The sequence below is a fragment of the Aeromicrobium camelliae genome (genome assembly GCF_003850045.1).
Taxonomy (GTDB): Bacteria; Actinomycetota; Actinomycetes; order Propionibacteriales; family Nocardioidaceae; genus Aeromicrobium; species Aeromicrobium camelliae.
This window is the reverse complement of sequence record NZ_RQJX01000023.1, coordinates 13571-37860: the sequence shown is the minus strand read 5'-3', so window position 1 is coordinate 37860 and position 24290 is coordinate 13571. Positions and strand designations below refer to the sequence as shown.

The following is a 24290-nucleotide window of genomic DNA, read 5'->3' as shown; positions in this document are numbered from 1 at the left end:
ACGGGACTACCAGCCCCAAAAACAACAAGGTCCGAACCCACTTCCGTAGGTTCGGACCTTGCAGATGTCCTGAGACATCACATCGGTGCTCCCGGTGGGATTCGAACCCACACTGGGACGGGTTTAAGCCGTCTGCCTCTGCCGTTGGGCTACGGGAGCGATCACGGTCAGGTGCGGACCGCGACGTTGATCGGCTCTTCGCCTGCCGCGAGCGCCTCGATCTGCCGGCGCACGACCCGTTCGATCCGGGGGCGCATCGCCGAGGTCATGCCACCGACGTGCGGCGTGATGATGACGTGGGGAGCCGACCACAGCGGGTGCTCGTCGGAGAGCGGCTCGGGATCGAAGACGTCGCTGGCGAACCGGATGCGGGGCACGGCGCGCAGCACGGCATCGGTGTCGGCCACCTTGCCGCGGGCGACGTTCACGACGATGGCGTCATCGGGCAGCGCCGACAGGAAGTCGTCGTCGATCAGGCCGGTGGTCTCCTCGGTCAACGGGACCGCGACGATGACGACCTCGGCCTGCGGCAGCAGCTGAGGCAGCTCATCGCTGCCGTGGACGTGCCCGTGCTCGTCATCGCGCGCCGTGGTGCCCACGCGGATGAGCTCGCAGCCGAAGCCGCTCAGGCGAGCGGCGACCTCGCGGCCGATGCCACCGACGCCGAGCAGCATCACGCGTTTGTCCACGAGGCTCGACGTCCACGACTTCTGCCACCTCGACGAGGCCTGCTGTCGGCCGAACTGATCGAGGCGCCGGGCCGACGCCAGTGCCAGCGTCACAGCGAGCTCCGCGGTCGACTCCTCGTGCACCCCCACCGCGTTGCAGAACACCCCGCCGGCGGGGAGGTGATCGGCGACCCCGTCATAGCCGAGCGACTGACCCTGGATGGCACCCACCCGGCTCGTGTCGACGTTCGCCATCGCGCTCGGCTCGAGCGTGTAGGGCCACACCACGAGATCGAGGTGTCCGTCGGGCTGAGGGCCCTGGGTGTCCCACACGAGTAGGTCCAGGCCGAGGTCGCTGAGGCTGTCGAGCCAATCGGCGTCGGGCACGCTCACGCGCATGCGGGTCACACTCCCTTCGTCGCGGCGGCACCCCATGCGATGCCGTCCAAGATGTCGTGTTCGCTGACCACCATCGTGTCGGTGGACAGAGGCAGATGTTCGATGAGCCGGTCGAGGATCAGCGCGCCGGCGCCGATGACGTCAGCGCGGCCGGGGTGCATGAACGGCAGCGCCCGGCGGTCCGCCACGCCCATCGAGGCGAGCGACAGGCAGGCCTCGCGCACGTCGTCGAGGTGCAGCCGGGCCTGGTGGATCGCCTCGGAGTCGTAGGACGGCAGACCGAGCGAGTGAGCCGCGATCGTCGTGATCGTGCCGGCGACGCCGACGAAGGTGTCCGCGGCGGCGAGACCGTCGACCGCGGGAACGATCACCCTGTCGGCGTAGTCCATGCACGCGGTCATCTCGCCGACCGACGGCGGATCTCCGGGCAGGAAGCGCTCCGTCAGGCGCACGCTGCCGATGTCGAGCGAGGTCGCGAAGCTGACGCCGCTCTGGTCGCCGACGACGATCTCTGTCGAGCCACCGCCCAGATCGATGAGCAGGGTGCGGTCGCCTGCCAGCTCACGGGTTGCGCCGTCGAAGGAGGCCCGCGCCTCGGCGTCACCGCTCAGGATCTCCGGCCGCACCCCGAGGATCTGCTCGATCCCGTCGGCGAAGCGGTCGGCGTTCGCAGCGTCGCGCACGGCCGACGTGGCACAGAAACGGATGGCCGACGCCTCGAGGCCGCGGATGAACTGCGCATACTCCGCGGTGGCCGCCAACGTGCGCTCGATCGCCTCATCGGCGAGCCGGCCGGTCTGGTCGACTCCCTGCCCCAGACGCACGATCCGCATCTCGCGCAGCAGATCGGTCTTGGTGTCTCCTGCGATGTCGGTGACGAGCAGACGGATGGAGTTGGTCCCACAGTCGATGGCAGCGACGCGCTCGGGCATGCACCTCACCCTAGCGAGCGGCGCGCTCGATCCGTGACGCGCCGACCCTAGAGTGAGCTGGTGACTTCGCCCCAGCGCCGCATCGTGACCGTCCTGTCGCTCGTTCAGGTGATCGGCGGCATCGGTAACGGAGCCGGGCTCGCGATCGGTGCCCTGCTCATCGAGGACATCAGCGGGTCGGAGGGGTGGGCCGGCCTCGCGACGGTGGCCCTGACCCTCGGTGCCGCCCTGTTCACGGTTCCGCTGTCGACGCTGGCTGCCCGCCGCGGTCGCCGGCCCGCCCTCACCGCCGGCTGGTGGCTGGGGGCCCTCGGGGCCGGATGCGCCGTCGCGGCAGCGAGCCTGACGTCTCTCCCGCTGGCGCTCGCCGGCCTGCTGCTGTTCGGCGCGAGCACCGCCGCCAATCTGCAGTCCCGGTTCGCGGCCGCCGACCGGGCCGAGCCCGCCCGGATCGGGCGTTCCATCTCTATCGTCGTGTGGTCGACGACGGTCGGCGCGGTCACCGGGCCGAACCTGACCGGCCCGGGAGCCGCGGTAGCCGACCGCGTCGGCATCCCCCAGCTCGCGGGGCCCATGCTGTTCTCGGTCCTCGCGTTCGCACTCGCCGGGCTCGTGACGTGGCTGTTCCTGCGCCCCGACCCGCTCATCGGGACCGGCCGCCGGGCCGACGGCTCGTCCCACGGCGCCGTGCGCCGTGCGCTCCCGCATGTCCGCGGACGCGCCGCGGTGGCCGTGTTCGCGGTCGCCTCGTCGCACGCCGTGATGGTCGCGGTCATGGCGCTCACGCCCGTGCACATGCAAGGTCACGGATCGGCGCTCCACATCATCGGACTCACCATCAGTCTGCACATCGCCGGCATGTACGCCCTGTCCCCGGTCCTGGGGTGGCTCGCCGACCGGATCGGGCCCGAACTCACCATCCTGCTCGGGCAGGGGATCCTCGTCGCGGCCACGGTCCTCGCCGGAACCTCCGGTCACTCTGAGGCTCAGATCACCGCCGGCTTGATCCTGCTCGGCCTGGGCTGGTCGGCCTCCGTGATCGCGGGCGCCGCACTGCTGACGCGGACCGTCGCGCCGGAGGTCCGCCCCCTCGTCCAGGGATTCAGCGACTTGTGCATGAACCTCGCCGGTGCGGCCGGCGGCCTGCTCGCCGGCCTCGTGGTCGCGGCGTTCGGGTTCGGCGCGCTGAACGCGGCGGCGGCCCTCCTGACGATTCCCGTCGCCGTCGCGGTGCTCAGCTCGCGCCGGGCGCTGCGCCCGGTGGCGTGACGACGAGCAGGTCGCCGACCTCGCACCGCAGCACGTCGCAGATGGCAGTCAGGGTCGAGAACCGGATGGCTTTGGCCCGGTCGTTCTTGAGCACCGACAGGTTGACCACGGTGACGCCCACCAACTCGCTCAAGCGGGTGAGCGTCATGCCCCGCTCCGCCAGCAGTTCGTCGAGCCGACAGTGAATGCGGCCCAGATCGTCCTCGGGAGGCATCAGACCAGGCCCTCGGTGTCGCGCTGCATCCGTTCCCCGGCGTGGAAGGCGGACGCGAGTGCACCGACGCCCATCGCAGCGAGCACCGCGACCCAGTCCACCCGGAACTGCACCGAGTCGAGGAGGGCACGATCGGCGACCAGCGCGAGCGCACCGTTGCTGGCCATGGTGGAGAAGATGAAGGAGATGAGCCAGCCGAAGGCGATGAGTAGCGCGACCGACGTCACCAGGCGCGTATTGGTCCGGCTGAAGAAGCGCCCCGCCATCAGATTGCGGCACAGCACCATGACGCACACGATGACCGCGACCGTGGTGATCGCGGGGACGACGGCCGCACCGAGCGCGGAGACGTACGTGGCGACGGGCAGGTCCGAGACGTGAATCGTCGCGGTGGAGACCTCGCCGGTCACCGCGTCACCGCCAGGGCCGACGGGAAGCTCCAGTTGCTCGCCCATCAGGTCGACGCTGACCGGCACGTCCCGGTTGGGCACGATCTCGATGAGCCGCGAGACGAGACTCACGAGGGTCGACACGACGATCACGCCGCCGATGACGAGCACGGTCCACAGGTCCGACCGCGAGACCTCGAAGGGGGACTTCCCTGCCATGACTTCCTCCTTGTATATCGAATTTCGATATTATCGAATCACGATATGTTCCGCCGGTCAACTCGGGGCGAGAGAGACGTGGTGCGCGCCTGGCAGATGTGACTGCCGTCTCATAGGGTGAGCGCTGTCCGGTATCGTCCCACCGGTCGTCGAACGAAAGGGAGCAGAGCAGTGGCAGAGGTGAAGCGCGAGGCCTGGGGTGGCCGAACGGCGTTCATCGTGGCAGCAGTGAGCTCGGCGATCGGGCTCGGCAACATCTGGCGCTTCCCCGGCGTCGCCTACGAGAACGGCGGAGGCGCCTTCCTCATCCCCTACCTGGTGGCCTTCCTCACGGCAGGCATCCCGATCCTCTACCTCGACTACGCGCTCGGCCACCGCTACAAAGCCGCCCCGCCGCTCACCTTCCGGCGCGCGGACAGGCGCCTCGAGCCGCTGGGCTGGTGGCAGGTGGCCGTCTGCTACGTCATCGCCATCTACTACGCCGTGGTGATCGCCTGGGCGCTCGCGTACGCGGTCTACTCGTTGACGCTGGCGTGGGGTGACGACGCCAACGCGTTCTTCTTCGGCGACTACCTGTCGGCGGCCGATCCCGGCTTCTCGCTCGACTTCGTGGCCACCGTCTTCTGGCCGCTGCTGATCGTGTGGGTGCTGACGGTCGTCGTGATGAGCCTGGGCATCCGTCGAGGGCTCGAGCGGGTCAACCGCGTGACGCTGCCCCTGCTCGTGGTGCTGTTCGTGGCGATCGTCGTCTACGCCATCACGCTGGACGGCGCGATCGACGGCGTCAACGCGTTCTTCACGCCGAGCTGGTCCGCGCTCGCCGATCCGGCGGTGTGGATCGCCGCCTACGGGCACATCTTCTTCTCGTTCTCGATCGCCTTCGGCATCATGCTCACCTACTCGTCCTACCTCGGCCGCAAGGCCGACCTCACCGGGTCGGGCACCGTCGTGGCCTTCGGCAACTGCAGCTTCGAGATCCTCGCCGGCATCGGCGTCTTCGCGACCCTGGGCTTCCTCGCCGCCCAGCAGTCCACGACCGTCGCCGAACTCGAGGGCATCACGGGTGTGGGGCTCGCCTTCGTCACGTTCCCGACGCTGCTGTCGCAGATGCCCGGCGGCGCCGTCATCGGCGTGTTCTTCTTCCTCAGCCTGGTGTTCGCCGGCTTCACATCGCTGCTGTCGATCCTGCAGGTCGTGTCGGGAGCGGTCCAGGACAAGACCGGCTGGAGCCCGGCCAAGGCCGGCATCGTGGTCGGGGTCGCCGCCACCGTGCCGTCGATCCTCCTCTTCTCGACGACCACCGGCATCAACACGCTCGACGTCGTGGACGCCTTCATCAACAACATCGGCGTCGTGACCTCGGCGGTCCTCACCCTGGTACTCGTCGCCTGGGTGGCCCGCGCGGTCCCGCGCCTCGCCGACCATCTCAACGCCGGCGCCACGCTGCGGGTCGGCCCGTTGTGGAAGGCGATGGTCATGTACGTCAGCCCGCTGATTCTCGCGGCTGTCCTCGTGACCGGAGCCTGGACGTACATCACGGACGGCTATGGCGGCTTCCCGCAGTGGTTCCTGCTCGTCGCCGGATGGGGGCTCATCGGCGTCGTCGCGATCGTCTCGGTCGCGCTCAGCTTCCAGCGGTACCGCCGGCCCGACGCCGAGAACTTCGCACCCGATGACGTCGAGGCGCTCGCCCGCGACGTCTCCGCGGCACGAGAGCGCGTCCGGACCGAGGGCAACGGAAGGAGCAGCTGATGACCCCGACCGCGATCATCGTCATGATCCTCGCGATCGCCATCTTCTGGGGCGGACTCGCGTGGAGCATCGCTCGCCTGCGGCACCATCCCGAGCTCGACGATTGAGTGAGTCGGGGCGGTACAGTCGGCGGCGATGACCGCCCTGTACCGCCCCACACCCCTCATCGCGTCGGCACCCCTGAGCGCGGCGGCCGGGCGCGACGTCGAACTGAAGCTCGAGTGCCTGCAGCCGAGCGGTTCTTTCAAGAACCGCGGAGTCGGCGCGGCCTGCGCCGCGTACGTCGCTCGCGGTGCCCGGCACCTCGTCTCCTCCTCGGGAGGCAATGCAGGACTCGCCGCGGCGTACGCCGGACGGCGCCTCGGCGTCCCTGTCACGGTCGTCGTACCCGAGACGACCTCCGCCCGGGCTCGCGAGCTCATCGCGGCGGAGGGGGCGGCGGTCGTCGTGCACGGCGCCTCGTGGAGCGAGGCGAACGAGCACGCGCTGCACCTGGCCGAGCCGGCCGATGCGGTGCTCCTGCATCCCTTCGACGATCCGCTGCTGTGGGCCGGTCACGCCACCCTCGTCGACGAACTGGCCGCTGACGGCCCCGCCCCCGACGCGGTCGTGCTCTCGGTGGGCGGCGGCGGCCTGCTGGCGGGGGTGGTCGAGGGACTGCGCCGCAACGGATGGGCCGACGTCCCGGTCATCGCCGTGGAGACCGCGGGGGCCGACTCCCTCGCGCAGTCGCTCGCCCTGGGCACCGTGGTGACCTTGCCGGCCATCACGAGCATCGCCACGACCCTCGGCGCGCGCCGCGTCGCGGACCGCGCCTTCGACCTCGCCCGCGAGCATCCCGTGCGCAGCGTGGTCGTCGACGATGCGGCGGCGTTGCGCGCATCCCGCCGGTTCCTCGACGATCACCGTATGGTCGTCGAGCCGGCCTGCGGCGCGAGCCTGGCGGTCGCCTACGACGCCTTTCCCGAACTCGACGATGCCCGGCGCGTCACGGTGGTGGTGTGCGGCGGTGCGACGACGACCGCGGCGGATCTCCTCGCCTCAGCCGGCTGAGACCTGGCGCTCGACTTCGGCCCGATACGCCTCGTCAAGACGCTCCAGCACCGAGGGACCGGGAGGTCGCTCGGCGCCCAGATGGATCGCCCGCAACTCGTCCATGAACGCGTCCCACAACTCCGGCCCGCCGTCCTCGAGCAGCTGGGCCCGGATGCTGAGTTCAGGACTGACCGGCAGGAACCGCCGGCCCCACGCCCCGAGCTGAACGATCACCGGAACGAGCTGGATCGACTGCTCGGTGAGACTGTAGATCTGCCGTTGTCGGTGGCCCGGGTCGGGCGCCCGCGTCACGAGACCCGCGTCCGTCAGCCGCTTGAGCCGGTCGCTGAGGATGTTGGAGGCGATCCCCTCCTCGGACTGGGTCAGCAAGTCACGGAAGTGCCGCCGCCCGCCGAACATGATGTCGCGGATCACCAGTAGCGACCAGTTGTCCCCGATCACCTCCAGCGAGAGATTGATCGGGCATCCCGACCGCAGTGTCGCGGACCTCGCCATGCCACCTCCTCAAACCACTTGCAGTTTACCAGCAGTCTGTGATGAAGTAGCACTAGATGCAGAGTGCAACCGGTTGGGAGGGATGTCATGAGTCAGGTGGTGTGCGACGTCACGGTCTCGCTCGACGGGTTCGTCGCCGGCCCCGGGCAGAGTCAGGAGCAACCGCTCGGGCGCGATGGCGAACTGCTGCACCGCTGGCAGTTCGAGGGAGCCGAGGACAACCCCGACGAGCTCGCCGCGATCGTCGCGGCCGGCGCATTCATCATGGGACGCAACATGTTCGGGCCCGTCCGCGGCCCCTGGTCCGACGAGGCCTGGGCCGGCTGGTGGGGGCCGGAACCGCCGTACCACGCACCCGTGTTCGTCCTCACCCACCACCCGCGGCCGCCGATCACGATGGAAGGCGGAACCAGCTTCACCTTCGTGACGGAGGGCTCGGCTCATGCGCTTCGTTTGGCTCGCGAGGCCGCAGGCGGCACGGACGTGGCGATCGCCGGCGGAGCATCCACCATCAACCAATACCTGGCCTCCGGAGACATCGACGAGTTGCGCCTCCACATCGCTCCCGTCACGCTCGGCACGGGCGAGCGTCTGTTCGACGGCGTGGGAACGATGGCCCTCTCCCCCGTCGCGAGCCGCGCGTCACGGCTCGTCACCCATCTGACGTATCGCCGCGCCGCGGCTGAGGAGAACTGACATGCCGACACCGACCCACCTGCTGATTCGGCGCTATATCCCCGGGACGGGCCCCGCAGGAGTGCCACCGGAGGACGACCCCGGTACGCCGGACCACCTCGCGGCCCCGACGGTCGCGGGGCGCATGCCGCGCTGGAACGACGGGTCGGTCGAGATGCGACCGCTGGTGGCGCGATGACGACCTTCCTGTACTCCGCCTCGATGTCGCTCGACGGATACATCGCCGGCCGCGACGGGGACATGAGTTGGCTGAAGCCGTATCTGCGACCGGACCCGCTCATCGACGAACTCGTGCCGCAAGTCGACGTCATCGTCTCGGGCCGCCGCACCTACGACGGCGACGATCCGAACGCCGGCGACCCGGAGCACGAGGGAGCGTTCGAGGGCCGATGGAAGGGCACGCAGGTCGTACTCACACGTCGGCCGCTGTCCGGCCCACCCGCCGATGTCGTCGTCGCCGGCACCTTGGCCGAGGCCGTGGACGCGGCCCGCACCGCTGCCGGGCCGGACGGTCTGGTGAACGTCCTCGGCGCCGACGTCGCGCGGCAGTGCCTGGACGAGGGCGTTCTCGACGAGGTCCTCGTGTTCATCGTCCCGGTCTTGCTCGGCGGCGGGACCCGATTGCTGGAGGGCACGCGGCGCCCGTACGCGTTGGACCGGATCCGTGAGGCGATGACCCCGAGCGCGGCCGCTCTATGGTTCCGGGTCGGGTCCTGATCGCACTGAAGACCGCGGGTAGGGTGCCCACGTGCGCCTCCTGGATCTGCCCGCTTCGACGACGGAGTCACCGAGGATTTCGACGGACTTGCGCCGATGAAGAAGTGGTTCCTGCTCGCCTGCGCGATCGCCGCCGAGGTCGTCGCCACGATGGCGTTGCGCGCGAGCATCGATCACTCCGCCTGGATCGCTCTCGTCGTCGCCGGTTACCTCGCCGCCTTCACCGTGTTGGCTCTCGCACTGCGAGAGCACCTGCCGATCGGGGTGGCCTACGGCATCTGGGGAGCGACCGGGGTGGCCCTCACTGCCGTCCTCGGCGCGGCGATCTTCGGCGAGGTCCTCAGCCCGCCGGCCATCGCCGGCCTCGTGCTGATCATCGTCGGCGTGGTCCTCGTGGAGACGGGGTCGCGTCATGGTGAGGCGGCCTCGTGAGCTGGGCCTGGCTCAGCCTCGCCATCGCCGCGGAAGTCGTGGCGACGTTGAGCCTGCGCGCTAGTGAAGGGCTTCGCCGTCCCGCCTGGATCCTTCCGATCCTCGCGGGCTACGCGATCGCGTTCACGAGCCTGGCCCGGGCGCTGGCGGAGGGAATGAAGGTCGGCGTCGCCTACGGCGTGTGGACCGCGACGGGCATCGCCGCGGTCGCCGTGCTCGCCCGCGCTTTCTGGGGCGACCCCCTCACCCGCCGCATGATGGCCGGCATCGCGGTGATCGCCGTCGGCGTGCTGCTCGTCGAGCTCGGCTGATCCGCGCGAAGCGTGACACCCCCGTCCGTTCGGGTCATGATGGAAGGGGTCCGTCCGGAGGAGCCGTGGTCCCTTCGGATGATTCGACGGGCTTCCGTTCGCCTCGTCGCCCAATCGTTGATATCACCGGGATGGAGGGGTAGAGCGTAAGGGGCCCGCATGCTGCAGCGAAGCAGACTGAGGGGGGATGCGCCGGGACACGAGGTCCCGCGAATGAGCGCCGCTGCGGCTGTGCCCTTCCTGTCGCGCTATCTCGCCTCGGGGGCAGACTCACCGCTCCTCGTCGTCGGCGCGTCCGGCCTGGGTAAGACCTACGTGCTCGAACAGCTCGCTCGCCGCGAGGACGCCCCGATTCTGAGGACACTAGAGGATGAGCAGCAGTTCGACCTGTCGGGGCTGTCATCCTTCTTGGGCATGCTCCATCCGGCGATGATGCACGAACTGCTCCGCCACTTCGAAGTCCGACGCGACGACGACGCCGGGCTCTACGCCGCCGCGCACGACCTTCGCGACCTCATCGCGGGGATGCAACTCCCGCCCACGTTGGTCCTGATCGACGACGTGGACCTGTTCGACCGTCAGAGCTCGCTCATTCTCGCGACCCTGCTCCCCCGGCTGGCCGGGACGAACGTCCGCGTGATCGCCACCGCGACCCAACCACCCCGCGGATTCGGCTCGCTCAACCAACTTCGACTGGGCGAGTTCAGCGACGTGGAGGCCGAACGGCTGGCGAAGGAACGATATCCCGATGCCGAGTCGACCACGTTGCGGCTCCTCCTCGCGTATTCGACCCGCGAACCCGCCGCCTGGTTGCGCGCCGTGGCTGACCTCTGCGAACAGCAGCGATGGGGCGCCACGCCGCTCAACTTGCCGTTGACATCCACCGATATCACCCACTCCTTCACGCCTTCATCGGAGAGCGAGCAGGCTCTCCTCCTCGACATCGCGCTGAGTCCGCTGACGCATCGCGGCACCCTCGCGGCCCTCCATGCGGACGCTGATGGGGCCATCGCCGAGTTGCTCGACGCCACCATCCTCCGGGCGCACGGCCCCTACCTGTACCTCCACGACCAGCAATTGCGCTCCGCGACGCTCCAGCAGGCCGGCAAGCGGCAGTGGCGCGAACGGCGCGCGGCCCTCGCCGACGCGGTGAGCCCCGATTTCCCTGAGCTGAGCGCCTGGTATCGGAGTTTCCTCACCACGGACGCCGACGTGGCCGAGACGTTGTTCGTGGCCGCGACGCGGGCCGTGCACGAGGGACATCTTCCTGCCGCGGCCGAGATGGCGGAACGAGCCTTCTCCCGGTGGCCGCTCACCGTCCCGTATCCGTCGGCCGTCGTCGACCTGTGCTGGTCGCTCCAATGCGCCGGTGAGACAGCGCTGGCGAGCCGTTACGGCAAGTGGGCGATAGCCGTGCGCAGCGGCGCCGAGAACCAACTGCGTCTGGCTGCCGTCCAGTCCGTCGGCGCGCTCAGCACCGGTGAGCGACTGTTCGACGCCGAGGACGAGGCCCTGGCGACGCTCCACGGCAGGCGACACCGGGACGAGGTCATGATGCTCGAGAGCATCGTCGCCGCCGCTCACCTGGAACGCTGGGAGCCGGAGGCGGCGCGAGAGTCCATCGAGCGGGCCCGTGCCTTCGGTCGCTCCCCCGGCACGCTCGGCGACCGGCTACTCGACGAGCTGGCGCGCATCGCCGATGCCGTCGAGGGCAAGCCCGGCGCGACACCATTGCCCCTGACCACGTCGGAGTGCACCGTCGAGGAGCTCATCGTGCGCGGGCGGCTGCTGTCGCTGCGTGAGAACCACGCCGACGCCCGGCGACTGTTCGAGGTCGCACTCCGCCACCCCGCGATGCAGGACCGCGCGTGGGTTGCGTTCGCGCACTACGCCTCGTTGATGAACGAGATCGCCGGCGGCGACTTCCACGCGGCCCGACGCGCGATCGATGCGTGGTCGGGGGACGCTCCTTGGATTTCGCGGGAGACCTCGACCAGCACCTGGACCGAAGCGTGGCGCCACTACTCCCTGGGTGAGATCGAGGAAGCGATCGCGATGGCGGGGTACTCCCTGGAGCTGGCCTCCCAGGGCGGAGCCGCGGCACACCATGCCCGGGCGCTCGCGCTGCGTGGTGTCGTCCAACTGATGGCCGACGATGTCGATGCGGCCCTCAGCGACCTGCGGGCAGTCTCGGTCCTCACGCGCGACTTCCCCTACCCGGGCCTCCTACGACAGTGGGGTGACTACGTCGAGGCTTGCGTCCGGGCCGACTGCGCCGGTGAGGGCCGGCGCGCGGTGGAGAGCTTCGCATCCCGCATGCGGGGCAGGTCCAGTCGCTGGGCTGCGCTCGTGCTCGCGAGGAGCCGCGCTCTCGTGGCCCCCGTCCCCGAATCGGTCCGCCAGCTGACCGCGCTCGTCCGGTCCCTCGACGAGGGGGAGTTGCTGAGCTACGAGGGAGCGCGCACCCTTCGGTGCCTGGCCGCCCAGCAGGAGGCCGCCGGCCATGCTGCTGAAGCGCACCGGACGGCCACGACCGCCGCCACCGTCTTCGACACCCTCGGTGCAGTGGGTTGGGCGGCGCACACGCGTCAGGCCACGGTCCGGACGCCCGCACGGCCCTCGACGCCGGCCGTGTTGGAACGGCTCACTCCCCGCGAACAGGAGATCGTGCGCTTCGTCCAAGCAGGCCTGCGCAACCGCGAGATCGCCGAGCGACTCTACCTGTCGCTGCGCACCGTCGAACTGCGGCTGACGCAGATCTACCGCCGTCTCGGTATCGCCTCGAGAGCCGAACTCATCGCCCTACTCAGCGACGACGCCGCCTGAGCGGTCCGCCGGAACCGGTTCGATCCTGCGAGCCGGGCTGCTCCACACGCCCGTCGAGCGGCGCGTCGTGGCATGGACGAGCGCCCGCAGACAGAGCGCTGCGTCGAGGACCCGCACGAGCGGGAAGACCGGGGCGAGGAGCACCATGCTCGGGCGGCGCACGAGCGCCGCGACGTAGATCGTGGCCACAGCGTCGACCACCAGCACCCCGAGCAGTGCCGCCGCCAGCGGCGCCCCCGCCGGTGAAGGGTCCCACCGCCACGGCTCACCCGCCACGGTTCGCGCCAACGCGACCGTGGTCGTCAGCACCGACGCCACCGCGATCACGATCACCAGCACGCTGCTGAGAACGACCTCGGCCGCGAAGAGCGAGACGGCCGCCCAGAAGAGGCCCCACCGGGGCCGGTGACGACGCAGCGTCTGCCAGAACCCGAGGTTCCACCGACCGACTTGCCGCACGTAATCGCCGATCGTGTCCGGGTCCTGCGTCATGGCGCGCGCCGCACTGGGCTCGAAGGCGACCCGGCCCAGTTCCTTGGCGTGAATCTCGAACGTCATGTTGTAGTCCTCGATCGCGAGCCCGGGCGCGGCGATGTCGAGCCGCTCGAGCACGTCGGCGCGGTACATGCTGGCGAATCCCGGGACGATCGCCACCGCGTTGGCACGCGGCGCCGCCTGACCGTACTTGAGGAGTGTCTGGAAGAGGACGTAGACGCGTTCTCGATGCGCGATCAGCACACGGCTCATCCACCCGCGCGAGGACGACCACCGGGTGCTCGCCCGGCCCGCGACGGCGGCGACGGACGGATCGTCGAACAGCGGGAGGCCGGTCGTCAGGTAGTCGGGCGCCGGAACGGTGTCGGCGTCGAGGATCATGATCACGCCGAAACGGCGGGTCAGCCCGAAATGGTCGAGCCCGGCGACCAGCGCTCCTGCCTTCCCGCGGCCGGGATGCAGATCGAGCACGTTCGCGCCGTGAGCCCGCACGAGCTCGGCGGTCCGGTCATTCGAGGCGTCCGACACCACGAAGACCTGTGACGCCGGGACCAGCTCCTCCACCGCGGCCAACGTCGCATCGATCACAGCCTCCTCGTTGTGCGCGGCCATGAGGACGGCGACCTCACCAGTCGAGATCCTGGAGCTGGAAAGCGTGTCACGTCTCAGGAGCCGCAGGACGCGCCGGATGCCCCCGACGCCGGCCCAACACGCTGTGCTGAGGCCGAGCAGGAGGAGGGCGGCCGCCAGGATCGTCGCCATGTCGCTCATCGGTCGTCCGTTCGTCGGAGATCAGGGCCGTGACGACCCGGGCGCCCGCCAGGTTACGCGCCCCGCGACGATGTGCGAACCGAAATGGACCGCACCTCGTTTTCGCTGCCATTGCGGTTTTTTGCGGTGCCATTGCGGCGCCCCGCACTGTTGTGCAAATCCCGTTGACCCCTCCCCTCAGCGGCGATGAGGGTGACGAACAGGCGGCGTCCGGTTCCACTCCCGATCGGTCCTCGGCCGGCCGCCACCCACCTCGATCGACCCAACGATGGGAGTCCCCCATGAGCACCCTCGACCTGCCTGATCCTCGCCCTGAGCGAACCGCGCCCACCCCGGCCGGCCGCATCGAGCATCCTGGCGCCGCTGACCCCGCCGCGACCGCTGACGTGGCGATCGTCGGACTCGGCTACGTCGGCCTTCCGACTGCCCTGGCGTATCACCATGCCGGACAACGCGTCATCGCGTTCGATATCTCGCCGCAGCGTCGCTCGGCCATCGCGCGCCACGATGTCGATCTCCTGGCCAGCGATCACCGACGCCTGCATCGCGCGATGGACGACCCGCAGTTCGAGCTCGTCGACGACCCGGAGCAGCTCCGCCGAGCTCGCGCCGTGATCGTCTGCGTCCCCACTCCCGTCGACCGCCATCTCGTCCCCGATCTCACGCCGTTGCGCTCGGCCTGCGAGACGCTCGTCGAGCAGACGGTCCCGGGCCAACTGCTGATGCTGACATCGACGACGTACGTCGGCTGCACGGAGGACCTCCTGGTACGACCGCTGCGGCGGCGCGGGCTCGTCGCCGGCGAGGACATCCACGTCGCGTTCAGCGCCGAACGCATCGATCCGGGCAGCGCCGCGGTCCGCACCGAGGAGGTGCCCCGCGTGGTCGCCGGCGCGACGCCGTCGTGCACCAGCGCCGCGCAGCGGGTCCTGGCCGCCTACGCCGAACGCGTCCACCCCGTTCCCTCGTTGGCCGTGGCCGAGATGACGAAACTGCTCGAGAACACCTTTCGTGCTGTCAACATCGCGCTGGTCAACGAGTTCGCCGACATCTGCGGATCCCTCGGACTCGAAGTGACCGATGTCATCGACGCCGCCGCCACCAAGCCGTACGGTTTCATGCCGTTCCGGCCCGGCCCGGGTGTCGGCGGCCACTGCATCCCGTGCGACCCGCACTACCTGTTGTGGCAGTTGCGGAGGGATCGGGTGGACGCCCCGATGATCAGCACCGCCATGCAGCAGATCGCCGCGCGGCCGACGCGGGTGGTCGAGCGCATCCGGGACGTCCTGTCCCGGCATGGGATGGGGATGCCCGGCGCACGGGTGCTCGTCTCGGGCGTGACGTACAAGCCCGACGTCGCCGACCTCCGCGAGTCGCCGGCGCTGGAGATCCTGCAACGGTTGATCGAGGCCGGAGTGGTGGTGGCGTTCGCTGATCCTTACGTTCCCATCGCCACACTTCCGAACGGGGTCGACCTGTTGAGGGTGGAGGACCCGACGGCCTTCTCCCCGGATCTGGTCCTCCTGCACACGGCGCATACAGGAGTCGACACCTCCTGGATTCCCGACTCGACGCTGGTGCTCGACGCCACGTACGGCGCCCACGCCCTCCCGAATCGAGTGGCGCTGTGAACGCGGCAGCGGTGCCCACCGGGCGACGCAGCGTCGTCACCGGCGGCGCCGGGTTCATCGGCAGTCATCTGGTCGAGGCGCTGCTCGATCGTGGCGACACCGTCACCGTCATCGACGACCTGTCCACCGGCGATCGGGCCAATCTGGCCTCCGTGTGGAACCACCCGTCGTTCGAGTTCGTCGAGGGCTCGATCCTGGACCGCCCGTTCCTGCGCTCGGTGATGACCGGGACCGACCGGGTCTTCCATCTCGCGGCGGCGGTCGGGGTCCATGTGATCATCGACGAGCCCCTGCAGAGCTTGCGGACGAACATCCACGGCACCGAGAACGTGGTCGACCTCGCCCACGAGCTCGGACTCACGATGCTGCTCGTCTCGACCAGCGAGGTCTACGGGAAGAACACGGCCGACCGGTTGAGCGAGGACGCCGACCGCGTGCTCGGCTCGCCGTTGCTGTCGCGGTGGACGTACGCCGCGGCCAAGGGGATCGATGAGGCCTACGCGCACGCGTACTGGTCGGCGTACGGGTTCCCCGTCACCATCGTCCGCCTCTTCAACACCGTCGGGCCGCGCCAGAAGGGCCGGTACGGGATGGTCCTCCCCCGGCTGGTGCGCCAGGCACTCGCCGGAGAACCGATGACGGTGTACGGGGACGGGCGGCAGACGCGCTGCTTCTCCTACGTCGGCGACGTCATCCCGGCACTCATCGCGCTGTCGCAGACGTCGGCCGCCCTCGGGTGTGCGGTCAACCTGGGGGGCGCCGAAGAGGTGTCGATCCTCGACCTCGCGCTGCGGATCGGCTCCGTGCTCGGGTCGGACAGCCCGGTGAAGCTCGTCGATTACGCGGAGGCGTACGCTCCCGGGTACGAGGACATGCGTCGGCGCGTTCCAGACAACACGCTCGCCGGCGACCTGGTCGGTTACCGCCCCACGACGAGCATCGACACGATGATCCTCCGGGTGGCGGAGCACATCACCGGCCGGCCGCTCACGCCCGCGGGGCGAGTCTGATGTGCGGGATCGTCGCCTGCACCGGGACGCCCGGTGCGGGACGCCTTCTCCTCGACGCCCTCAGCCGGCTCGAGTACCGGGGTTACGACTCGGCCGGCATGGCGGTCAGCGTCACCGGAGACCCACGGTCGGCCGTATTGCGGACGACGTTCCGCGTCGACGATCTGCAGCGCCGACTCGACCGGTGGAGCCCCGGCCTGAGCGCCACCGCAGGGGTCGCGCACACCCGGTGGGCGACCCATGGCGAGGTGAGCGTCGACAACGCCCACCCGCACACCGACTGCTCGGGGCGCGTCGCCGTCGTGCACAACGGCGTCATCGACAACGTCCTCGAGCTGCGCGCCGAGCTGACGGGCGCGGGACACACGCTGACGTCCCAGACCGACAGCGAACTCGTCGCCCACCTGATCGAGCGATGCCTTACGCAGACGTCGCTGCGGGCGGCGGTCGAGGCGGCGGTTCAGTGCCTGCGTGGTGCGTGGGCGCTCGCCGTTCTCGATTCCGCGAGCGGCGAGCTCGTGGTCACGTGCCACGGCTCGCCGCTCGTCGTCGCAGAATCCGAGCAGGGAGTGTTCGCGGCCAGCGACCTGGCCGCCATCGCCCCCTGGGTCGACCGGTACCGCATCGTGGAGGACGGCGACGTGCTGCAACTCGCCCCCGGTCTCCCGTGGTGGCGCGAGGGTGTGCTCGTCGAGCCGCCGTCCTCGGTGGCCTCGACGTTGCGCGGCACCGACCTCACTCGCGGTCTCCACCCGGACTTCATGGCGAAGGAGATCGAGCAGCAGCCCGAGGTCGTCGCGGATTTCATGGCGACCTGGGGGCCGTCGATCGGCCGCAAGCTGTGGTCACCGTTCGGGCTGGCGATGCCGCGCCATCTCACGATCGTCGGATGCGGGACGTCGCTCCACGCCGGACGCGCCGTCGCACAGGTGGCCGCGCGGCTCGGCGGCATCCCCTTCACGTCGATCGAGGCGAGTGAGGTGGCCGCGACGACGACGGTCCCCGGAAGCCTTGCCGTCGTCCTGAGCCAGTCCGGCGAGACCGCCGACGTGCTGCGCGCCGTGGACGCCTTACACGGCCGCTCCCATCCGATACTCGCGCTGACGAACAACCCCCATTCGGCGCTCGCTCGGCGGGCGCAGGCGGTCATGATCTGCCGGGCAGGGCCGGAGATCGGGGTCGCGGCCACGAAGACCTTCACGGCGCAGGTCGTCGGGGGGACCGCCGTCGTGCTCTCGATGCTGGCGGCCGGGGGCGTCCTCGACCGTTCGGACATCCACCGGCTGGTCACCCAGCTGGAGAGTGTCGCGGACCTGATGGCCTACGCCATCGGCGCCGCCCGCGGGAGTGTGCCCGATCTCGTCCCGGCGTTGGTCGACTCCCCCGGGTTCGTCTTCCTCGGACGCGGACCGGGCCGCGTTTTCGCCGATGAGGGCGCGCTCAAGCTCAAAGAGCTGACGTACCGCTGGGCCGAGAGCCACGCTGCCGGCGAACTCAAGCACGGCCCTCTCGCACTCATCGAGCACGGGACGCCCGTCATCGTGGTCGACGACGGCAGCGACCGTCTTGCCGCCACCATCGAAGAGGTTCGCGCCCGCGGGGCACGCGTCCTCAGCATCGGACCCGAGCAGGCCACGATCCCCGCCCGCACCTCCACGAACGCGCACGGCCTGGCCCGCGGCGTGGACTGGCTCGGGCCGCTCGAATCCGTCGTCGGGCTTCAAGTTCTGGCGCGCGAACTCGCGGTCGCCTTGGGCCGCGACGTCGACAAACCACGCAACCTCGCCAAATCCGTCACCGTCGAATAGGGAGCCCTGAGGACCATGATCACAAGAACTCGAGGACGAGTGTCGGTGGTCATCGCCGCCGCGATCGCCGCCGCGGGCACTGGAGCGGTGCTCGTGGGTCTAGGCCCTGACGCCAAGCCTGCCGACGCGGCACCCCGAACGATCGTCAGCCTCACCTTCGACGACGCCAACGCCAATCAGGCCGACGCCGTCGCGTTGCTGAACGAGTACGACATGCACGGGACGTTCTTCGTCCCCTCCGGGTATGTGGGGGCACCGGGTCATCTGACGCGCCAGGACCTCGAGCAGATCGCGGCGGCGGGTCACGAGATCGGCGGCCACACCGTGACGCACGCCGACCTCACCGCCATCTCGCCGGAGGAAGCGGCGCGACAGGTCTGTCACGACCGGGCGCAGCTCACGGCCTGGGGCTTCGACGTCCGCAGCTTCGCCTACCCCTTCGCTCGGGTGAACGGCACGGCGAAGGACGCGGTGGCCAACTGCGGCTACTCCAGCGGACGAGGCCTCGGCGGGCTCGACCTCGAGCGGTGCCGCTCCTGCCGCAATGCCGAGTCGCTGCCGCCCGCCGATCCGTACCTCACCAAGGCACCGCCGCAGGTCGAGACCGGCTGGACGCTCGACGATCTCAAGGGTGTCGTCACCCGAGCCGAACGCCGCGGCGGCTGGGCGCAACTCACCTTCCACAACGTGTGCGCCTCGGGGTGCGACATCGCCGTGGCGCCACAGACGCTCGAGCAGTTCCTCGCCTGGCTCCAGCAACGCCGCGACAACGGGACCGTCGTCAGAACGGTTGGCGATGCGATCGGCGGTCCGGTGAAACCTGTCGTGGAGGCACCACCGCCGGCGGTGACGGAGCCGGGACAGAATGCCGTGGTGAACCCCGGCCAGGAGGAGGTCGGGCCGGACGGCACACCGCGATGCTGGATGCGGGGCGGCTACGGCACCAACACTCCGCTCCACGACGCGGTCGCCGAGGGGCGCGGAGGCTCCATCGGCGCCCGGGTGCGCATGTCCGACTACGTCGACGGCGACGCGAAGTGGCTGCCCTCGTTCGATCTCGGCGACTGTTCACCCACCGTCGGCGAGGGCCGGCAGTACTCGCTGCGCAGTTGGTACACCTCCAGCACGGTGACGCAGTTCGCGGTCTACCTGCGCGACACCTCCGGACGCTGGCACTACTGGACGTCGAGTCCGTGGTTCGGAGCATCGGCTACCTTCCAGCAGGCGGTCTGGACGACCCCGGAGATCCCCGAGGGCATGAACGGAATCAGCTTCGGACTCAACCTCTTCAGTAACGGCACGCTGGTGACCGATGATGTCGAGATGTACGACGCCGAGGCCGCGCCCGAGGCCGCCGCTGCGGCGGCGGAGACACCCGCGGTGTCTCCGGAGGTCGGGCCCGCCATCGAACCGCAGGGCCAACCGGCCGCGGGCGATTGAACGTCCACCGGGCGCAGGGGTACGTCGCAGCGCTCCTCCTCCTGATCGTGCCGTTGAGCTGCTCGGCACTCCCGCGCCCCGAAGGAGGTGAGGGGATGGCACCGCCTGGAACGTTCGCGAGCCCGTCGGAACGTCCTCGGACGTACCCGTGGCACACGGACATCCTGGCCGCCACGTTCTGGGTCGGGGAGGTGCTCAACCCGCACGCCCCGGACGGGTCTCAGCGCGTCTCCGCCTACGACTCTCAGTGGATCGAGCGGTACGGCGGGTGCGACGGCGTGTGGATCGGGCAGGAGTGCCACACCGAGCAGCGGTACGAGGAGGACGGCTGGTGGCCGCGCCACATGGAACCGCGCATGAACCCGTTCTATCTGGACCTGCCGTTCGACGATGTCAACAACGACCGGGCCTTTGAGATGCGCGGTGAGGTGATCCCGTGGGCCAACGATCCCGGCTACGCCGAGCAGGTGGAGAGCCGCGCGTTCAGTCTGATGAAGAACCGCTGGGTCGAGATCCGGCACGCCGGACGCACCTGTTACGGGCAGATCGCGGACGCAGGCCCGGGCGTGTACGACGACGCGGCGTACGTCTTCGGTGTCGACGACCGCCGGCCCGCCAACCGCAAGTTCCGCGGCGCGGGCATGGACGTCTCGCCCGCGCTCAACGGGTGTCTCGACCTCGCCGGGCTCGACCAGTTGATCTCCCGCGTCGACTGGCGGTTCGTCGAGGCCGAGGACGTTCCGGAGGGACCGTGGACGCGCATCGTCGACGACGACCCCTGGGTGCACTAGGCAGGGCAGGGGAATCGTTCAGCGCGCCGACTGGAGCTGCGCGTCCTAGGCTGCAGAGGCACTCTCGGGAAGGACAGCATGCCCCCTCACGACACCATCGCCCGCGCCCGCGGCCTGGCCGCCGAGGCGTTCGGCTGGGAGGAACTTCGCGGCGGGCAGGAGGACGCGATCTCGGCCCTCGCGGCCGGCACCGACGTCTTGTGCGTGATGCCCACCGCCTACGGGAAGTCGGCGATCTACCAGGTGGCGGGGATGCTCGTCGACGGCGTGACGGTCGTCGTGTCGCCGCTGATCGCGTTGCAAGCCGACCAGCTGGCCGGCCTCGAGGACGCGCCGAACGCCCCGGAGGCGGTCGCGATCAACTCGGCACAAAGCGAGGGTCGCAACGAGGACGCCTGGAGCTCATTGGCTGTCGGAGAGTCCGAGTTCATCTTCCTCTCGCCCGAGCAGCTGGCGAAACCCGACGTGGTGGACCGTCTTCGTGAGCAGACGGTCTCGCTGTTCGTCGTGGACGAAGCGCACTGCGTGTCGGCCTGGGGCCACGATTTCCGCCCGGACTACCTCCGACTCGGAGCCGTCATCGAGCGGCTCGGCCATCCCGTCACGCTCGCCCTCACCGCGACCGGAGCGCCGCCGGTTCGCGAGGAGATCGTGGAACGGCTGGCCATGCGCGACGCGCGCATCATCACCCGTGGCTTCGACCGCCCGAATCTGTGGCTGGGCGTGAACCGTCACGAGTCGGAGGACCGCAAGCGCGAGGCCGTACTCGACCAGGTGGCCGAACTGCGCAAACCCGGCCTCGTCTACGTCGCGACCCGTCGAGCGGCCGAGGAGTATGCGGAAGCGCTGACCGATCGCGGACTTCGCGCGGCCGCGTATCACGCGGGGCTGCGTGCCGCGGAACGACGCCGCGTCCACGAAGCCTTCCTCGATGACGAGCTCGACGTCGTGGCGGCGACCAGCGCGTTCGGGATGGGCATCGACAAACCGAACGTCCGGTTCGTCGTGCACGCCGCGATCACGGAGTCCCTCGACAGCTACTACCAGGAGGCCGGCCGGGCGGGACGCGACGGCGAGCCGGCGCTCGTGGAACTGCACTATCGGCAGGAGGACCTCGGGATCCGTCGCTTCTTCGCGGCCCGCCACCCCGATGCGGAGTTGGTGCGCGCCATCGTCTCCGCGCTCGAGGCTGCCGATTCGCCGGTCTCCAACGCCGAACTCGCGCGCCGACTGGATGTCAGTCCGCGCAAGCTGAGCGGGCACCTCGGCCTGCTGCACGACGCGGTGGTGGTCGAGCGCGTCCGGACCCGTATCCGATTGTCGCCGCAGTTCGCCGGCTCGCCGGCCGACGCGGTCGAACGCGCCGAGGAGCAGTCGGCGATGCGCGAGCGCATCGACGAGTCGCGACTGGAGATGATGCGCGGGTACGCCGACACGACCGGGTGTCGTCGGCAGTACCTCCTGCGCTATTTCGGCGAATCGCTGGACGAACCCTGCGGCAACTGCGACACCTGCGATGCGGGTACCGCCGAGGCCGCCGAGCCTGTCGCCGATGACCCGTTCCCCGTCCAGACCCGCGTCCAGCACGTCGAGTGGGGTGAGGGGGTGGTGATGAGCACCGAGGACGACCGCATCACGGTCTTCTTCGAGAGCGAGGGTTACAAGGTGCTCTCCCGTGAGGCGATCGAGGAGGACGATCTGCTCGAGCAACGCTGAGCGTCAGCCCAGGTGTTCACTCCTGGCCGTTCGGGGTACGTCCTCCTCATCACACAACCCGCGAGGAAGGGGCACACCATGACTCACCACGCGAGGGTTCCACGGTTGGTGCGATGGACCCAGAAGCTGGAGGAGGACGCCGGGCTCGACCCGTACGTCGCGCGGCTCGGTGCCGTCGCGGACCGGCTGATCGCCTCCCCCACGCGCCGCGAACTGCTGCACGGCACCCGGATCGGCCACGGCATCCATCCGCTCATGACCGACCTTCCGCTCGGCATGTGGACGTCGGCCATCGTCCTCGATCTCCTCGGCGGCAGGCCGGCCCGGCCTGCCGCTCGGCGTCTCATCGGACTCGGGATTCTCGCCGCCGTCCCGACCGCTACCACCGGTGTGGCCGAATGGGCGGTCACCGGCAAGCGTGAGCAACGCGTCGGCATCGTCCACGCGGCCGCCAACAGCGCCTCGCTGACGTGCTTCGCCGGATCCTTCCTCGCCCGGCGGCGCGGGCATCACACGCGCGGCGTCCTCTACGCCCTGGCCGGCGGGCTCGCGGCCGGTGTCGGTGGCTACCTCGGGGGGCACCTCACGGAGGTCCGCAAAGTCTCGACCTGGCATCCCGCCTTCGGAGACGAGGACCCCGCCCAGCAGTAGCGCCCTGCACCATCCGCCCGACCCCGCAAGGAGCACCTCCATGCACGTCATTCCCAGCAGGATCCACACCTACATCGGGCTCGTGGTCGGCGTCGTTCTCGTCGCCGCTCCCTGGATCTTCGGATTCAGCGACGCGTCGGCCCCGACGTGGACCGCAGTCGTCATCGGATTGTTCCTTCTCGCGAACGAGTTGACGACGACCAGCCCGTCCAGCCCGGCCAAGGTCGTGCCCATGCGCATCCACATCATCATCGAGATCACCACCGGGTTCGTCCTCGCGATCTCGCCGTGGGCGTTCGGGTTCGCCGATCTGGACGCCAACGCGTGGGTCCCGCACCTCGTCGTCGGCATCCTGGTAGCCGGCTACGCCTTCCTCACCGACCCCTCCGACGATCCGACGGCCGCGAAGCGGACGTCGACCGGACGCCGACCCGGATCGGCAGCGTGAGCTCGATGCGCGCCATGGTCTACCGCGGCCCGTACAAGGTCCGCGTCGAGGAGAAGGACAAGCCCCGCATCGAGCACCCCAACGACGCGATCGTCCGGGTGACCCGGGCCGCCATCTGCGGCTCCGACCTGCACCTGTATCACGGGATGATGCCGGACACGCGAGTCGGCATGACCTTCGGTCACGAGTTCATCGGCGTGGTCGACGAGGTCGGTCCGTCGGTGCGGAACCTCCAGCCCGGTGACCGGGTGATGGTGCCGTTCAACGTCTACTGCGGCTCCTGCTACTTCTGCGCCCGCGGCCTGTACTCCAACTGCCACAACGTCAACCCCAACGCGACCGCCGTCGGAGGCATCTACGGCTATTCGCACACCTGCGGCGGTTACGACGGCGGACAAGCGGAGTACGTTCGTGTGCCGTTCGCGGACGTGGGTCCAAGCGTCATCCCCGACTGGCTCGACGAGGACGATGCGCTGCTGATGACCGATGCGCTCGCAACCGGGTACTTCGGCGCGCAGCTCGGCGACATCCGCGAGGGCGACACGGTGGTCGTGCTGGGTGCCGGCCCGGTCGGCCTGTTCGCGGCAGCGTCCTCCTGGCTCATGGGGGCGGGGCGCGTCATCGTCGTCGACCATCTCGATTATCGGCTCGAGAAGGCGCGGACGTTCGCCCATGCGGAGATCATCAACTTCGCCGAGCAGGACGACGTCGTCGTGACGCTGAAGAAGACGACCGACCGTCTGGGCGCGGACGTCGTCATCGACGCCGTCGGCGCGGAGGCCGACGGCAACTTCCTCCAACACGTGACCTCAGCCAAGTTCAAGCTGCAGGGCGGCTCGCCGATCGCGCTCAACTGGGCGATCGACGGAGTGCGGAAGGGCGGCACCGTCTCGGTCATGGGCGCGTACGGACCGATGTTCAGCGCAGTGAAATTCGGTGACGCCATGAACAAGGGACTCACCCTGCGGATGAACCAGTGTCCGGTCAAGCGGCAGTGGCCCCGGCTCCTGGACCACATCCGGAATGGATACCTGCGCCCGCGCGAGGTCATCACCCACCGGATTCCACTCGAGCACATCGCGGAGGGGTACCACCTGTTCTCCGCCAAACTCGACGACTGCATCAAGCCGGTCATCGTGCCGAACGCCTGAGGA

General features: G+C 69.5%; 25 protein-coding genes and 1 tRNA gene. 19 read left to right on the top strand and 7 right to left on the bottom strand.

What is annotated here, in order from left to right:
* Positions 1-86: 86 nt before the first annotated feature.
* The 3 genes from EHW97_RS14100 to EHW97_RS14090 all read right to left on the bottom strand — a co-directional run bounded on the left by EHW97_RS14100 (position 87) and on the right by EHW97_RS14090 (position 1999).
* A tRNA-Leu gene (locus tag EHW97_RS14100) sits at positions 87-159 on the bottom strand.
* 8 nt (positions 160-167) lie between these two features.
* The gene (locus EHW97_RS14095) at positions 168-1067 is read right to left on the bottom strand and encodes a 2-hydroxyacid dehydrogenase (RefSeq protein ID WP_243696466.1); all 900 of its coding nucleotides are present in this window, start codon (positions 1065-1067) and stop codon (positions 168-170) included.
* A gap of 5 nt (positions 1068-1072) precedes the next feature.
* Positions 1073-1999, bottom strand: a complete 927-nt coding sequence (locus EHW97_RS14090; RefSeq protein ID WP_124237809.1) for a Ppx/GppA phosphatase family protein — start codon at positions 1997-1999, stop codon at positions 1073-1075.
* Positions 2000-2059: 60 nt separating this feature from the next.
* Here EHW97_RS14090 and EHW97_RS14085 point away from each other — a divergent pair, with 60 nt between their 5' ends.
* The gene (locus EHW97_RS14085) at positions 2060-3268 is read left to right on the top strand and encodes an MFS transporter (RefSeq protein WP_243696464.1); all 1209 of its coding nucleotides are present in this window, start codon (positions 2060-2062) and stop codon (positions 3266-3268) included.
* On the opposite strand, the gene EHW97_RS14080 is transcribed toward EHW97_RS14085, so the two are convergent.
* Both EHW97_RS14080 and EHW97_RS14075 read right to left on the bottom strand, forming a co-directional pair.
* Complete coding sequence (locus EHW97_RS14080) at positions 3234-3482, bottom strand: helix-turn-helix domain-containing protein (protein WP_124237807.1); 249 nt, start codon at positions 3480-3482, stop codon at positions 3234-3236. The two genes, EHW97_RS14085 and EHW97_RS14080, sit on opposite strands and share 35 nt — an antisense overlap.
* The gene (locus tag EHW97_RS14075; protein WP_124237806.1) at positions 3482-4090 is read right to left on the bottom strand and encodes a DUF2975 domain-containing protein; all 609 of its coding nucleotides are present in this window, start codon (positions 4088-4090) and stop codon (positions 3482-3484) included. The genes EHW97_RS14080 and EHW97_RS14075 overlap by 1 nt, the downstream gene beginning before the upstream one ends.
* Before the next feature lie 171 nt (positions 4091-4261).
* On the opposite strand from EHW97_RS14075, the gene EHW97_RS14070 reads away from it, so the two are divergent.
* From EHW97_RS14070 to EHW97_RS14060, 3 genes are read left to right on the top strand one after another with little or no spacing between them, the layout of a single operon-like run.
* Positions 4262-5842 (top strand): sodium-dependent transporter, encoded by a 1581-nt coding sequence (locus tag EHW97_RS14070; protein ID WP_124237805.1) that lies wholly within the window; start codon positions 4262-4264, stop codon positions 5840-5842.
* Positions 5842-5949, top strand: a complete 108-nt coding sequence (locus tag EHW97_RS14065; RefSeq protein WP_124237804.1) for a methionine/alanine import family NSS transporter small subunit — start codon at positions 5842-5844, stop codon at positions 5947-5949. Before EHW97_RS14070 ends, EHW97_RS14065 begins: the two co-directional genes overlap by 1 nt.
* Positions 5950-5977: 28 nt before the next feature.
* On the top strand, positions 5978-6895 hold the full coding sequence (locus EHW97_RS14060; RefSeq protein WP_124237803.1) for a pyridoxal-phosphate dependent enzyme: 918 nt from the start codon (positions 5978-5980) through the stop codon (positions 6893-6895).
* On the opposite strand, the gene EHW97_RS14055 is transcribed toward EHW97_RS14060, so the two are convergent.
* Positions 6884-7393 carry a winged helix-turn-helix transcriptional regulator gene (locus tag EHW97_RS14055; protein WP_124237802.1) on the bottom strand — a complete coding sequence of 170 codons (510 nt, stop codon included), beginning with the start codon at positions 7391-7393 and terminating at the stop codon, positions 6884-6886. The two genes, EHW97_RS14060 and EHW97_RS14055, sit on opposite strands and share 12 nt — an antisense overlap.
* Before the next feature lie 87 nt (positions 7394-7480).
* On the opposite strand from EHW97_RS14055, the gene EHW97_RS14050 reads away from it, so the two are divergent.
* The 6 genes from EHW97_RS14050 to EHW97_RS14030 all read left to right on the top strand — a co-directional run bounded on the left by EHW97_RS14050 (position 7481) and on the right by EHW97_RS14030 (position 12375).
* A complete protein-coding gene (locus tag EHW97_RS14050; RefSeq protein ID WP_124237801.1) occupies positions 7481-8089 on the top strand; it encodes a dihydrofolate reductase family protein in 609 nt (202 codons plus the stop codon).
* A 1-nt stretch (position 8090) separates the two neighbouring features.
* A complete protein-coding gene (locus EHW97_RS15405) occupies positions 8091-8267 on the top strand; it encodes a hypothetical protein (RefSeq protein ID WP_166367522.1) in 177 nt (58 codons plus the stop codon).
* A complete protein-coding gene (locus EHW97_RS14045; protein WP_124237800.1) occupies positions 8264-8806 on the top strand; it encodes a dihydrofolate reductase family protein in 543 nt (180 codons plus the stop codon). The genes EHW97_RS15405 and EHW97_RS14045 overlap by 4 nt, the downstream gene beginning before the upstream one ends.
* 96 nt (positions 8807-8902) lie before the next feature.
* Positions 8903-9238 (top strand): DMT family transporter, encoded by a 336-nt coding sequence (locus EHW97_RS14040; protein ID WP_124237799.1) that lies wholly within the window; start codon positions 8903-8905, stop codon positions 9236-9238.
* Positions 9235-9549 carry a DMT family transporter gene (locus tag EHW97_RS14035; RefSeq protein ID WP_124237798.1) on the top strand — a complete coding sequence of 105 codons (315 nt, stop codon included), beginning with the start codon at positions 9235-9237 and terminating at the stop codon, positions 9547-9549. Before EHW97_RS14040 ends, EHW97_RS14035 begins: the two co-directional genes overlap by 4 nt.
* A gap of 213 nt (positions 9550-9762) precedes the next feature.
* Positions 9763-12375, top strand: a complete 2613-nt coding sequence (locus EHW97_RS14030) for a LuxR C-terminal-related transcriptional regulator (protein ID WP_166367521.1) — start codon at positions 9763-9765, stop codon at positions 12373-12375.
* Here EHW97_RS14030 and EHW97_RS14025 read toward each other — a convergent pair.
* On the bottom strand, positions 12352-13641 hold the full coding sequence (locus EHW97_RS14025) for a glycosyltransferase family 2 protein (RefSeq protein WP_208002064.1): 1290 nt from the start codon (positions 13639-13641) through the stop codon (positions 12352-12354). The genes EHW97_RS14030 and EHW97_RS14025 overlap by 24 nt on opposite strands.
* 281 nt (positions 13642-13922) lie before the next feature.
* Here EHW97_RS14025 and EHW97_RS14020 point away from each other — a divergent pair, with 281 nt between their 5' ends.
* The 9 genes from EHW97_RS14020 to EHW97_RS13980 all read left to right on the top strand — a co-directional run bounded on the left by EHW97_RS14020 (position 13923) and on the right by EHW97_RS13980 (position 24287).
* Positions 13923-15272: a nucleotide sugar dehydrogenase gene (locus tag EHW97_RS14020; protein ID WP_124237796.1), complete on the top strand. Its 1350-nt coding sequence runs from the start codon at positions 13923-13925 to the stop codon at positions 15270-15272.
* Positions 15269-16282 carry an NAD-dependent epimerase/dehydratase family protein gene (locus EHW97_RS14015; RefSeq protein ID WP_208002063.1) on the top strand — a complete coding sequence of 338 codons (1014 nt, stop codon included), beginning with the start codon at positions 15269-15271 and terminating at the stop codon, positions 16280-16282. Before EHW97_RS14020 ends, EHW97_RS14015 begins: the two co-directional genes overlap by 4 nt.
* A complete protein-coding gene (glmS, locus tag EHW97_RS14010; RefSeq protein WP_124237794.1) occupies positions 16282-18090 on the top strand; it encodes a glutamine--fructose-6-phosphate transaminase (isomerizing) in 1809 nt (602 codons plus the stop codon). The genes EHW97_RS14015 and glmS overlap by 1 nt, the downstream gene beginning before the upstream one ends.
* A 15-nt stretch (positions 18091-18105) precedes the next feature.
* On the top strand, positions 18106-19530 hold the full coding sequence (locus tag EHW97_RS14005) for a polysaccharide deacetylase family protein (RefSeq protein ID WP_124237793.1): 1425 nt from the start codon (positions 18106-18108) through the stop codon (positions 19528-19530).
* Between the two features lie 95 nt (positions 19531-19625).
* On the top strand, positions 19626-20321 hold the full coding sequence (locus EHW97_RS14000; protein ID WP_208002062.1) for a hypothetical protein: 696 nt from the start codon (positions 19626-19628) through the stop codon (positions 20319-20321).
* 78 nt (positions 20322-20399) lie between these two features.
* Positions 20400-22037 (top strand): RecQ family ATP-dependent DNA helicase, encoded by a 1638-nt coding sequence (locus tag EHW97_RS13995; RefSeq protein WP_124237791.1) that lies wholly within the window; start codon positions 20400-20402, stop codon positions 22035-22037.
* 108 nt (positions 22038-22145) lie between these two features.
* Positions 22146-22688: a DUF2231 domain-containing protein gene (locus EHW97_RS13990; RefSeq protein ID WP_341770296.1), complete on the top strand. Its 543-nt coding sequence runs from the start codon at positions 22146-22148 to the stop codon at positions 22686-22688.
* Between the two features lie 40 nt (positions 22689-22728).
* Positions 22729-23136, top strand: a complete 408-nt coding sequence (locus EHW97_RS13985; protein ID WP_124237789.1) for an SPW repeat domain-containing protein — start codon at positions 22729-22731, stop codon at positions 23134-23136.
* A 5-nt stretch (positions 23137-23141) separates the two neighbouring features.
* A complete protein-coding gene (locus EHW97_RS13980; RefSeq protein ID WP_124237813.1) occupies positions 23142-24287 on the top strand; it encodes a zinc-dependent alcohol dehydrogenase in 1146 nt (381 codons plus the stop codon).
* Positions 24288-24290 lie beyond the last annotated feature (3 nt).